10 protein-coding genes are annotated in these 12,074 nt (G+C 65.0%); 7 read left to right on the forward strand and 3 right to left on the reverse strand.

From position 1 onward, the window contains the following. The first annotated feature begins 634 nt into the window (after nucleotides 1–634). The 7 genes from hisA to R5W23_RS23045 all read left to right on the forward strand — a co-directional run bounded on the left by hisA (nucleotide 635) and on the right by R5W23_RS23045 (nucleotide 8,437). A complete protein-coding gene (gene hisA, locus R5W23_RS23015) occupies nucleotides 635–1,369 on the forward strand; it encodes a 1-(5-phosphoribosyl)-5-[(5-phosphoribosylamino)methylideneamino]imidazole-4-carboxamide isomerase (protein WP_320688323.1) in 735 nt (244 codons plus the stop codon). A gap of 84 nt (nucleotides 1,370–1,453) precedes the next feature. Next, nucleotides 1,454–3,601 carry an elongation factor G gene (locus R5W23_RS23020; protein ID WP_261184109.1) on the forward strand — a complete coding sequence of 716 codons (2,148 nt, stop codon included), beginning with the start codon at nucleotides 1,454–1,456 and terminating at the stop codon, nucleotides 3,599–3,601. A gap of 219 nt (nucleotides 3,602–3,820) precedes the next feature. Continuing rightward, nucleotides 3,821–4,552 (forward strand): MotA/TolQ/ExbB proton channel family protein, encoded by a 732-nt coding sequence (locus tag R5W23_RS23025; protein WP_320688324.1) that lies wholly within the window; start codon nucleotides 3,821–3,823, stop codon nucleotides 4,550–4,552. Nucleotides 4,553–4,650: 98 nt separating this feature from the next. Then, on the forward strand, nucleotides 4,651–5,451 hold the full coding sequence (locus tag R5W23_RS23030) for an ExbD/TolR family protein (protein WP_320688325.1): 801 nt from the start codon (nucleotides 4,651–4,653) through the stop codon (nucleotides 5,449–5,451). Beyond that, on the forward strand, nucleotides 5,448–6,068 hold the full coding sequence (locus R5W23_RS23035; RefSeq protein ID WP_320688326.1) for an ExbD/TolR family protein: 621 nt from the start codon (nucleotides 5,448–5,450) through the stop codon (nucleotides 6,066–6,068). Before R5W23_RS23030 ends, R5W23_RS23035 begins: the two co-directional genes overlap by 4 nt. Before the next feature lie 162 nt (nucleotides 6,069–6,230). Continuing rightward, the gene (locus R5W23_RS23040; protein WP_320688327.1) at nucleotides 6,231–7,670 is read left to right on the forward strand and encodes an HD-GYP domain-containing protein; all 1,440 of its coding nucleotides are present in this window, start codon (nucleotides 6,231–6,233) and stop codon (nucleotides 7,668–7,670) included. Between the two features lie 50 nt (nucleotides 7,671–7,720). Next, the gene (locus R5W23_RS23045; RefSeq protein ID WP_320688328.1) at nucleotides 7,721–8,437 is read left to right on the forward strand and encodes a CPBP family glutamic-type intramembrane protease; all 717 of its coding nucleotides are present in this window, start codon (nucleotides 7,721–7,723) and stop codon (nucleotides 8,435–8,437) included. A gap of 148 nt (nucleotides 8,438–8,585) precedes the next feature. On the opposite strand, the gene R5W23_RS23050 is transcribed toward R5W23_RS23045, so the two are convergent. From R5W23_RS23050 to R5W23_RS23060, 3 genes are all read right to left on the reverse strand, one after another. Beyond that, the gene (locus R5W23_RS23050) at nucleotides 8,586–10,136 is read right to left on the reverse strand and encodes a hypothetical protein (protein WP_320688330.1); all 1,551 of its coding nucleotides are present in this window, start codon (nucleotides 10,134–10,136) and stop codon (nucleotides 8,586–8,588) included. Between the two features lie 145 nt (nucleotides 10,137–10,281). Continuing rightward, nucleotides 10,282–11,421, reverse strand: coding sequence for a glutathionylspermidine synthase family protein (locus tag R5W23_RS23055; RefSeq protein WP_320688332.1), 1,140 nt, complete (start codon nucleotides 11,419–11,421; stop codon nucleotides 10,282–10,284). 128 nt (nucleotides 11,422–11,549) lie between these two features. Then, nucleotides 11,550–11,846, reverse strand: coding sequence for a hypothetical protein (locus tag R5W23_RS23060; RefSeq protein ID WP_261184117.1), 297 nt, complete (start codon nucleotides 11,844–11,846; stop codon nucleotides 11,550–11,552). Nucleotides 11,847–12,074: the final 228 nt, after the last annotated feature.

Genomic DNA, 12,074 nt, shown 5'->3' on the forward strand with positions numbered 1-12,074 from the left:
TTTTCAACTTAGGTATGGTGACGGATGAGTGGGAACGGTCAATTCCGGCGGTGGGTGTTACGGCGAGGGGAATCGACTCGATGTCGCGGGTTCTTCCTCGAATGGGGACCGCAAGGAATGTCGTGCCCCGTGATGTCGTCGCATCCGTCGAGCGGCACTGTAAGGGGGGGGTACAGCGCCGCCCCTGCCGACGACTGGCCGCCGGGTGGACATTCGCTACCGTCTGACTGGTCTAAAACGGGTCATCCGCTGGGGCATCGCTACCGTCGAATCTCGCGCAGCGCGTTCCAAATGCGAGTTCAGCCCTCACCGCTTGATCCGCCACAAAGTATTCTAATTCAGTTGTTTACAGCCGAAGCAACCGCTCCTGCCGGTTTGACTTGCCGGAGGAAAGCACTACTAAAGGCCACTCGGTCCGGCAGCGCGAACTTCCGGAAGTGCTACTGGGCAAATTCAGTGGCCGATGTAACGGCCTTTACGGGATATAGCGGGCGTTTCCTGTTACGACCGAGTTGGCGGTAGGGCACGTGAAACGGCGGCCGGTTTTCCGCCCCCGCGCTTCACAATTCCTTCAAAAGGGTTGCTTTCGCCGGTCGGGCTGTCGAGAATACCCGCAGAACGAAGGACAGTCTCCATGTTCATCTTCCCCGCGATCGACCTGCTGAACGGCCGGGCCGTGCGACTCCGGCAGGGCGACTACTCGCGCGAAACGGTCTTCTCGGACGACCCGGCAGCCGTGGCCCGTAAGTGGGTCGAACTCGGCGCGGACCGCATCCACGTCGTTGATCTCGACGGGGCGAAGGCCGGCAAACCGGTCAACGGCACCGTTATTCAGGCCATTGTGAGCGCCGCCGGCGTGCCCGTTCAGCTCGGCGGCGGTCTGCGAACCGATCAGGACCTCGAAACCGTTTTCGGTTGGGGGGTGCGCTGGGCCGTACTCGGCACCCGCGCGCTTCAAGCCCCAGACTGGACCCGCGCCGTTGCGAACCGCTACCCGGAGCGCATTGTCCTGGGGGTGGACGCGAAAGGCGGTTACGTTGCCACCGAGGGGTGGCTCGAAGTGTCGCGCACCAAGGCGACGGACCTCGCGAGGCAGGTCAGTGACGCCCCGCTCGCGGCCGTGGTGTACACGGACATCGCGAAGGACGGCATGATGAGCGGCCCGAACTTCGAGGCGCTCGTCGAGATGAAGAACGCGACCCCGCTCCCGGTGATCGCCAGCGGCGGGGTGTGCGAACTGGGCCACGTCCGCCGGTTGATCGACGAAGGGATTCCGGGCTGCATCATCGGCCGGGCGCTGTACGAAGGGACTCTCGATCTCGCAGCCGCTCTTTCCTTGAGTCGAAAGTCCGAAAGTCCCAAGTCATAAAGTCGAAACCCTGCACCTCACCGTCTTCGACTTTACGACTTTCGACCGAATGACTTGAGGCTCCTCTCCGCGAGGGTTCATGTCATGGCCGTTAAGCACTTGGTCGAGAACGTTCGGGACATTGCACTCGTGGGGCACCGCGCCGCGGGCAAGACCAGCCTGGCCGATGCCCTGCTCTTCGACGCCCACGCGGTCGACCGGCTCGGCAGCGTCGACGACGGCACCTCGGTGGCCGACGCCGACGCCGAGGAACACAAGCACCACTTCTCCATCGACACGCACGTCCTCCACGCGGACCACGACGGCAAGCACCTGAACATCCTCGACGCCCCGGGTTCGCCGGACTTCATCGGCGCGGCGCTGGAGGCGCTGGCGGCGGTCGAGACCGCGGTGATCGTCGTGTCGGCGGTCAACGGGGTGGAGGCGGTCACGCGCAAGATGTTCGCCGAAGCGACCGCACTCGGGCTGTCGCGCGCGATCGTGGTCAACAAGCTCGACGCCGACAGCGTTGACCTGCCCTCGCTGGTGGAGAACATCCAGGCGTCGTTCGGTAAGAACTGCGTGCTGTTCAACGTGCCGGACCGCACCGGCCCCGGGATGCGCGAGATCTATTGCCTGCTCGACCCCAAGCAGATCCTTCCGCCGTCGGTGCCGGTGGACGTGGCGCGGTCCCGCTCGGCGCTGATCGAAGCGGTCGTGGAATCAGACGAGGCGCTCCTCGAAAAGTACCTCAGCGAAGGCAAGGTCACGCTGGCGGAACTCGAGGCCGACATCAGCCGCGCACTGGAAGCGGGGACCCTGATCCCGATCTTCTGCGTCAGCGCGAAGAAGGACAAGGGCGTTCGTGAGTTGCTCGACGCGCTCGCGCGGTACGGGCTGTCGCCGGCGTTCGCCCGCAAGCGGCTCGACGGGTTCCAGATCGGGCACAACGGCTCGACGCACCAGATCGAGCCGACCGAGCAGGAAGAGTTCGTCGGGCAGGTGTTCAAGGTGGTCAACGACAAGTTCGTCGGGCACTTGAGTTTCGTGCGCGTGATGGCGGGGAAACTCCAGCACAACCACAACGTCGTGAACCTGCGCAACGGGCAAACGCTCCGCATCGGGCACCTTTTGGAAGCGCAAGGCAAGGCGACCACACAGGTCCACGAGGCCGGCCCCGGCGACATCGTTGCCGTCGCGAAGGTGGAGGGGTTGGAGATCGGCGACACGATCGCGTACACGAACCACGCGCCGAAGCTGCCACTGCCGCACTTCCCGGCCCCGATGTTCGGGCTGGCGATCGAACCCAAGACCCGGGGCGACGAGCAGAAAATCTCCATCGGGCTGCACAAGCTCGCGTCCGAAGACCCGACCGTCAAGGTGACGCACGACGCCCAGACGCACGAGCTTGTCATCAGTGGGGTAAGCCAGCTCCACCTCGACATCATCCGCGAGCGGCTGAAGGCCCGGTTCGGCGTGGAGGTGAACACGAAAGAGCCCAAAATCCCGTACCGCGAGACGATCCAGGGCGACGGCGCCGGCGATCACAAACACAAGAAGCAGACCGGCGGGCGGGGGCAGTTCGCGGAGGTCCACCTGCGCATCTACCCGCTGTCGCGCGAGATCACGACCCAGCAACAGTGCGAGGAGCAGTTCGCGAACAAGTCGCGGTTCGAGAAGCTGCGAAGCGTCCACTACGACCCGGCGTTCAACTTCGCGTTCCTGGACCACACCGTCGGAGGGAGCATCCCGACTAACTTCATCCCGGCCGTCGAGAAGGGATGCAAGGAGATGCTCGAACGCGGGGTGCTCGCCGGGTACCGCATCCAGGACTGTGCGGTCGAGGTCCACTTCGGTAAGTACCACGACGTGGACTCGTCAGAAGCCGCCTTCAAGACCGCGGCCCGGCTCGCGTTCAAGAAGGCGTTCATGACCGCCCGCCCGGCGCTGCTGGAGCCGATCGTGAAGCTGGAAATCACGACCCCGAGCCGATACACCGGAGCGGTGCTCGGCGACCTGCCGACCAAGCGCGCCCACGTTGAGAACCAGGACAGCCTACCGGGCGACATGACGGTGATTTACGCCCGCGCGCCGCTCGCGGAGGTGGCGAAGTACGCCGCCCAGCTCGGCGGGATGACCCAGGGACAAGGCTCCTACGCGATGGAGCTGAGCCATTACGAAATGGTGCCCGCCGCCGTTCAGCAGCAGATCGCGAGCCGGGTGCAACTCAAGAAGGACGAAGACGAGGAGTAACGGTCGCGACGAACGGGCGCGCGCTGTCGGTTCGGGAACGCGCCATACGTGTTGCGCACTCGGGGGCCGATGCCCCCGAGTGCCTGCGCGACCGTTGCAAACGCCAATTCGCTCCGCGCGTTCATCATTTGGACTGCGCGAGCCCTGCTCGCCTGACTGGTGAACCGTCGATACTCCTAAAGCAGGCACCTCTCGCTCGCTCCCTTGGGACCCTCCGCAATGAAAGCGGTTTACGACTTCTTCATAAACGAGTGGTACTTCTCGATCCCACTTGTGATCATGTCGCTGATCGCCGGCGCGCTGGTCATTTGGCGGATCTTGCTCAACAACTCCGCCAAAACGGACATGGATGACTTCCTGCCCGTGTTCCAGCAGACCCTCCGTAAAGGCGGGGTCAAAGCCGCCATCGCGCTGTGCAAGGAGGAAAAGGGACTGATCCCCAGCCGGCTGTTCGTTGCCGGGCTCGAAGCAGCGGATCAGGGCGCGGCGGCGATGCGCCGGAGCATGGCGAATGAGAACGAGTTGGAGATCGTCCCGCGACTTCACTTCCTCCTCGCGCCCATTCTCGCGATCGCCAAAATCGCCACGATGGTCGGGCTGTTCTTCACCGTTATCTCGATGATTAACACGTTCAACGCCATCGGCGAAGGGGCTGCAACTGGTAAGGCGAAGGAGATCGGCGGTCACGCGTCGAAAATCGGCCTCGCGCTGTTCGCCACCGCGCTCGGTCTGTTCACCGCGATCCCGCTCGTTTTCAGTCACGTGCTGTTCAAGGAGTGGATCGCCAAGTTCGAGATCCGCGTGAAATCCTCCTCGCAAAAGCTCATCACCCTCGTGACCAACTACAAGAAAGACCCCAAACTGCTCGACACGAGCGAGGAAGACGAGCGGAACGACGACGAAGACGACGGCCGCCCCGCCAGGTCTAGGCGGCGCGCGCGGGCGGACTGAGCCGCGGTGCCATTTGCCGAAGTGGAACGCCCGAGACGTTCCACCCGTTTGCAGTGATCAGCCCGCGAAGACGTGCCCCATCCTCCGAAGGCCCCAACATGGCCGTTGTGAAGCCCCCCAAGGCGTTCGACGTGTGGTTCGTTGCCGCGAACACGGTTTACAAGGCCGTGCCGTACAACGTTGTCGCCGACTGGACCGCGCAGGGCCGACTCGGCCGGACCGACAAGGTCCGCCCCGCGGGCACGGAAGTGCCGTGGGTTTCCGTCGGCAAGCACGAACTGCTCGCCGATTACGTCGCGCGCCCGTCCCCGGCAACCGCCGTTCCGGCGAGTCCGGCCGCATCACCAGCACGACATCAGGAGCCTGCCGCGGCCGACGCGCCGGCCGAACGACCGAACGAGGCGGTCGAGTTGCCGGACCCGGAACCGCGTGGGCGCGTTCGCCGGCCCGAAGACGACGATGAGGTGGACATGATCCCGCTCATCGACATTAGCATGGTGCTGCTGGTGTTCTTCATCATGATCCAGGCGTCCGGAGCGCTCGCACCGATCGACGTACCGGAAATGAAGTACGCCGGACAACTCACCGGCGATCCCGACGCCGTTACAATCACCGTCGACAAACTGAACGCCGAGAGCGTGTACTACTCGGTTCGGGTGGGCAACGTCGCACCGCGACCGGAACACGACCAGTTACCCACGCCGGCGGCGGCCCTTCAGGCGCTCCAGTCGCTGCTGAAATCGACCGGCGCGTCTCGCGCACCGGAAGTGCGCATTGCGTGCCACAAAGGTCTGCCCTGCGAGCGGGTGGACGAGTTACAGCACGAGCTTGAGAAGCTCCGGAAAAGCGGGCTGGTCAACTCCACCGTCGCCACCGTCGTCGAGGTCAACGAGAAATGAGCCCGTGGCAGGTTCGCAAAGAGGGCGCTGTTGAGGTACTCGCGCTGCCCAACGCCGCCGAGGTGCTGGCGGGCCTGCGCGACGGCAACTTCCTCCCCACCGACGAGGTCAAGGGGCCGACCGATGGCGACTGGCAGCCGATCGAGGCGCACCCCGCGTTCGCGGAGGCCGCCGCAGATGTCGAGCCGCTACCGCCCGAGGAAGTGGACGACACGCACCTCGACATGAACCCGCTCATCGACGTGTGTTTGGTGCTGCTCATCTTCTTTATCCTCACCATCACCTACGCGTCGGTCGAGCGCGCCATTGAAGTCCCCGAAGACACCCCCGAGGGCAAAGGCACCCCGCGGGTCGAGTACAAGGACATCAAAGATCGGGTGTTCAAAGTCGTTGTGCGGATGGACGGGGAGCGCCCGGTCATCAAGATCGAGGACAAAGAGGTCGCAAAGGAACAGATCTTCAAAGAGATGGAAAGCGTCATCAACTCCACGGGGCGTAAGGAGATGGTGCTCGACCGCGATAAATCTGTACCGTGGGGCGTTATTACAGCAATTCTCGATGCCGCGAAGGGCAATCAGGTCCACCGCATCGTTTACAACCAGCGCAAACGAGATTAGTCGCCTTATTTACCCCATTCACCTCAAGCAACAAAGCACGGCACTCCGCGACGCTAGGAAGGAAAATCGGCTCAAGTCCACCAACCGGCACAACCGATACACTCCGACAACGGGTCCGAACCGGTGTTGGGGAACACTTGTCGGACCGGACGGGGGACGGTGATGAGCGACACGCGCAACCTTCTGGATCGCATTTCCGCGTTTCGCCAGCGGCTCGACTCGACGCCGAATCTCGTCCCCGAAGCGCTCCCGGTGGACGGTACGGGGTCTGTTGTGCCCGTCGTGTCCGAAGTTGAATCGTTCCGGTTCACGCTCCGCCGCATACCCGGGGCCGCGGGCGAAGGGGCCGCGACCCAGTACACCGACCGCGCCCAGCGGCTCCTCACGCGCGCCAAGGGGTTACTCGACCGTCAGCGCACGTTTACCAACGACCCACTCGTCGCGGCGTGCGCCGCAGACGAGACCGACCCGCTCGTTTGCTACCACCGCGAGACGGTCGGCATCCTCGACTCCGTTGTCCGACTCGCGCAGGGTATGCCCGACTCGGCCGGGGGGCAGCTCAAGCTGTGCGACGGGCTGAACGGGTTGCTCGGTGTCGTTCAGGACCGTCTCGCCGTCCAAGAGCAACTGCTCGCGCGCCGCCGCCGCGACGAAGACCGGATCGACAAACTTGCCAGCTTTTTCACGGCGTTGCACTGCAACTTGCCGGTGGCGATGGAGCCGGTCGCAGCACTCGCGGAAGAGTTGCTCGAAGAGGCGCGCCAGGGGCGGTCCATTCGGTACCTGTCCGCACCGGTGATGTCGGCCAGCGCGCCGGGCGGGGCACAGGCTTATGCGGTGCCGGCGCGGTACGTCGCAGCTCACGCGCTGAACGTGGCCCAGGTCGTCGCGCGGCTCGTCCCGTTCGATTACGAGTGGGCCGGCCGGCCGCTCGCGCCGGTCGTCGGCGCGCTCGTCATGGATTGTGGGATGCTCAAGATCCCGGCCGCGGTTTTGGCGAAGACGGAGCCGCTCACGGCCGACGAGCGCCGGGCGATCGAGGCGCACCCCCGGCTCGGCGCGGAGCTGCTCTTGTGGCGGTTCCCGAACCTCGCCGGCCCGCTGGCCGCGGCCGTTGCCACGCACCACGAGCGGACCGACGGCACCGGCTACCCGGCCGGCGTTGCCGGTGCGCAGATCCCGGCGCTGGGGCGGTTGCTCCGCGTCGCAGACGTGTACGCCGCGCTCAACGAGGAGCGGCCCCACCGCCCCGCGGCGGACCCGCGCGCGGCGCTGACCGATGTGCTCCTCCTGGCCGAGCAAAGCCAAGTCGACCGCGACTTCGCCGAGTACCTGCTCCACCTGTCGTTCTACCCGGTCAACACCGTCATCGAGTTGACCGACGGGCGCGTGGGGGTCGTGGTGGCGAATCACGCCAACCGCATGGACCCGCGGGCGCCCGGGCGCCCGGTCGTCGCGGTTCTGACGGACGCCGACGGGGCGATCCTGCCGCGCGCCGAGCACCTCGACTTGTCCGCCTCCGACCGCGGAAGCATCGTGAAAGCGGTACCCCTGGCGCGCCGCCGCGAACTGCTCGGCTCCCGCTACCCGGACCTCGTTTGAGTCGCGGCCGGTGGCGGGGCCGCCCGCTTACCACTGGCACCCGCTCCGCAATGAAATCGTACCTCGCGGCAACGCGACACCCTTGGGTCTGTTTTCTGTTTCTCCTGCCGCTCATCGCGGCTTACGAGGGCGGCCTGTACCGCATCGGCGGCGACCAAGCGGCCCGGCTCCGGAACGGGGCCGATGCGTGGCTCCGCTGGGTGCTCGAACTGTTCGGCGCCGGGCACGTGCTCGTCGCCCCGCTCATCGTGCTCGGGTTGCTCCTCCTGTGGAGTTGGTGGCGCTGGTCCGACCGACCCGAGGACCCGCTGACCGCGCTCTTCGGAATGGCGTTCGAGAGCGTGCTGTTTGCGGTTGTGCTGTGGCAGTTCAGCCGCAACTTCGGCCCGATTATCGACGGCCTGGGCATCAAGCTGCAACTCACCTTCCAAACCGCCCCAGCAGCCCAAATCCTCACCTTTATCGGTGCAGGCATTTACGAGGAAGTGCTGTTCCGACTCGGGCTGTTCGGCGGTCTCGTGTTGCTCTTGCGTGTCGTCGGCCTGCCGGGAGTTGCGGCGCTGCCGTTAGCCGCATTCGCCGCGGCCCTGGCGTTTGCCGCAGCGCACCACGTCGGCCCCTACGGCGAGCCGATGCGTGCGGACTACTTCGTGTTCCGCACGATCGCGGGGCTGTTCTTCACCTCGCTGTTCGTGTTCCGTGGGTTCGGGATCGCAGTGGGCGCGCACGCCGGCTACGACATTCTCGTCGGCGTGGTCGTTAGTTGAATCTGTACCCGATGCGGTGCAACGCGGGGTCGGTCTTGGTCCAGAATCGGCTTGCGGGCGCATGCGCCCGTAAACCGTACCATTCCGCACCGTGAGCCGCACCCAGTACAAGCGCGTGCTCTGGTCCGTCAACGAACCAGAGCACGCCTCACGGCGCTCTGAGCATTCCAGGCATTCCTGGGTTCCCGGGCGGACCGATCATCTGCCGGATGAGCGTGTCGCGGATCGCTGGAACCGCACGGGTTTCAAAGTCCGTCAGGCCGTACGTCCCCGGGAGCGTGAACTGCCCGCGTCCCACATCATCCTGCGTCACGTCCGCCTTCAGCGTCACATTGACGACGATCGTAAACAGCCCGTTGCCCGCGTCCTTAAGGGCGTAGGCGATATCGAAGTGAACCGGCTTCGCGTTCCCGTTGGCGTCCGGGTCCGGCGGTTCGACGAACGCGATGAGTTGGTGTCCGATCGGCGGCGGTTGTGACTCGGGGGTGAAGACCTCACCCGGCGGTGGTTGAATCGCCTTGCCCCAGGACTCGTTCGCGAATGCCGTATTCACCGCGTTGGCGAACTCGGTTCGGATGCGTTCCTCCCGCCCTTCTTTGGCGCCCGCCCCGGGCGGGGTTGCGGTCTCGCTCACGCGCAGCGACACGACGGGTTGCTCGGCGGTTCCCAACCCCTTCAGCACTTCGGCCATTCCGCGGCCGAGCAGCTTATTCTCCGCCCGCGTCTCGACGTGGGTGATCGCGGGAGCGTAGAACTGCGCCAGCCGCCGGGTCACGGCGTCCCGGTGCAGTTTGTTCCGCGGGTCGGTGAGGTAAGCGCGGAGGAACCGCGGTTCGGTCATCGACGGCGGCGGGTTGTCCTTCATCACCGTGTCGAAGATCGTGTTGTCCCGGACCACCGGATTAACGATGACCCCCATGACGAAGAAGCACAGCAGTGCCCCCACGAACATGAACACGTAGGGCAGCAGCGGCGGCGCGGCACGGCCCTCGCGTTGCGGCTCTTCGGGCACCTCGGTGATGTCCAACTCGATCAGACTCAGGTTGATGTTGTTCTCGGCGTCCTTCGGCTCGTCGCCGTTGCGCACGACGTACCGCGCGAGACCGCCCAGGTCCGCGGGCGGGAGTTCCCCGCGCTCGCCGCCGTCCGGCCCCCGCGCCCACGCGAGGTAGTTCAAGTAGGTCACCAAGTACTCGGAACGCGCCTCGTTGGTAAGCGTCACCGTGGTGAGCCCGCGCTTGCCGTAAGCGATGCTGATGACGCTGTTCTGGTAGTTCCCGTTGCTGTCGTAGTTGTGCGTGTAGCTGGCGTCGGAAACGTCGTCGATCGGCGTGACGGTCACCTGCTCGCGGAAGGCCTCGTACAGGTGCAGCGGGTCGGCGTACACCCAGGTGCCGGCGTTCGACCCGCCGCGCGTGCGGAACCGGGCCATCAGGAGCCACCCGCCGAGCAAGATGCCGCCGGTCTGGAGGCACGCAACCCCGAGCGGTTCGTGAAGGATAATGCCCAGCCAGGGCATGAGCGTGAAGAGCAGCGTGGCGCCGATGATAAGCGGGCCGACGATGCACCCGCACCCCGGGAGCGAATCGCTGGTCGATGCGAACACGCCGGGCGACCCGACCCCTTCGTTGTCGCGCACCGCGGTGAGGTACTCGCGCGTCGCCTCGTCGAGTTCCTCGAAAATGAACGTCGTGGCCATTCGCACTCCGCTACGATAGTCGGTCGAAGTCGAAAGTCGTGTCGTCGGAAGCCGTAACGCCGCACTCAGAGTAGGCGGCGGAATCCGGGCGCCAGGAGGCAGGCGGGGTCCGCTTTCAGCGTTGCCGCTCGCGAACTCGAAGCGCTCAGCCCACCATCTGGTGAGGTACGAACCGGCTGGTGTTTCGGGTGACGAGCGAATCGTCCTCGCGAATGCCCATCCCGCACGCCACGCCGTTCACCACCCAACTCCCGATCACCGGGTAGCGGCCGTCGTGGGGCTTCATCTGCGGCGCGAGCGCCTGATACACATACGGCCCGCCCTGGTACGGTCCGTCGGTGCTCTGTACGAGGCGCCCGCCCATCACCACTTCGATGTTGGCCCCCTCGCGGGCGTGAACTGGCTTCTTCACGTAGCTACCGTCGGTGAGCGGGTCGAACGACGCCGGCAACAAGAACGGGCTATCCGGGTGCCGCTCATAAAGCAGCGGCAGGATGCTCTTGCAGCTCAGAATCATCTTCCACGGCGGCTCGACCCAGCGGGTCGGAGCGGTGCTGAGGTAGGGGCCGAACTCCTCACGCACCATCCACTCCCACGGGTACAGTTTGAAGCAACGATGGATCGGGAAACCGGTGTTGTCCACGAACACCTTGCGCGGCCGGTCGTAGCCGATCTCCGCGACATCAATGAACGTGGTCTTCGCGCCCGCCTGGATCGCCACGTCCCGCATGTACTCTGCGGTGATGTAGTCCTCGGGCGTGTCGAGTTCGGTCATCGCGGCGAAGTGGATCGGACCGCTGTCCCGCTTCAGCACTTCTTTCCAGGCTTCGATCAGCTCCTCGTGGATGCTGTTGAACTGGTTGCCGCGCTCGTCCACGTCCTTGAGCCACATCCACTGGGCCACCGACGCCTCGACCAGACCGGTCGGCGTGTCGGCGTTGTACTCGAGCAGTTTCGGTGGTCCCGCACCGTCATACGCCAGGTCGAACCGGCCGTAGACGGAAGGCTCGTCGTTCTCCCATGAGCGGATGATGTACTGCTCGAACTCTTGCGGGATCATGAACAGCCCGAAGAGCCGCTTATCGATCACGTCCTGCACGAGATCGAGGCACATCTTGTGCAGCGCGGTGGTCGCCTCGTACAGCCGCTCGACTTCGTACTCGGTGAACTGGTAGTACGCGGACTCGTCCCAATACGGTTCGCCGCGCAGGGTGTGGTAGAACAGGCCGAACTCTTCGACCCGCTTTTGCCAGTTCGGGCGGGGATCGACGCTGACCCTGCGCATGGGAGCTCCTACCGAACGGGCCGGTCGCGAGGTGCGCGGAAGCGCGTGCGGCCGGCGCAACCGGGCTGGCGTGGTGTCGTCACCACTGACCAGCCAGCTCGCGCCGGCCGCCGCCGAATGCGTGTGGATCAGCCGCCGAAGCCGCCGCCGACGCGGCTGCCGACGGTCCCGAAGCCGCCCTTGGACACGCTCGCCATCGCCGGCGGGCGCGACCCACGGCCGCTCACCGCGGAGGGGCCGCCACCCCCAAAGTGCCCGATGAAAATGAACGTACCGCCGCCGCTCCGGGATCGCCCCCCGGTGCGCCGTTCCGCCTGCTTGTCGGCTTCCGTTTCGTAGTTCGTTTCGGGCCACACGAAATACGCGCCCGTGAGCACGGTAGCACCGAGCACAACAAGAGACAGCTCACGCGACATGCGGGTCATGGCAGTCACCCTGACAGGTGCGCCCGATCTGGGCGGTATCTAACTCTTCGTACCTAATCACCTACATCTTTACCACGTCCGCAGCGGCTTGGGTAGAGTTTTTTTCACGAACGGTCTAACGCCTGCGGACAGATCGGGTTCTCTGACCCATATCGTGCGTGAAATCGCTCGAATCAGCCATTCGATTACGCCGACAACGGAACCTCATCATCTGAACCAGGATACATG

This window comes from Gemmata algarum (assembly GCF_034097035.1).
GTDB lineage: Bacteria > Planctomycetota > Planctomycetia > Gemmatales > Gemmataceae > Gemmata > Gemmata algarum.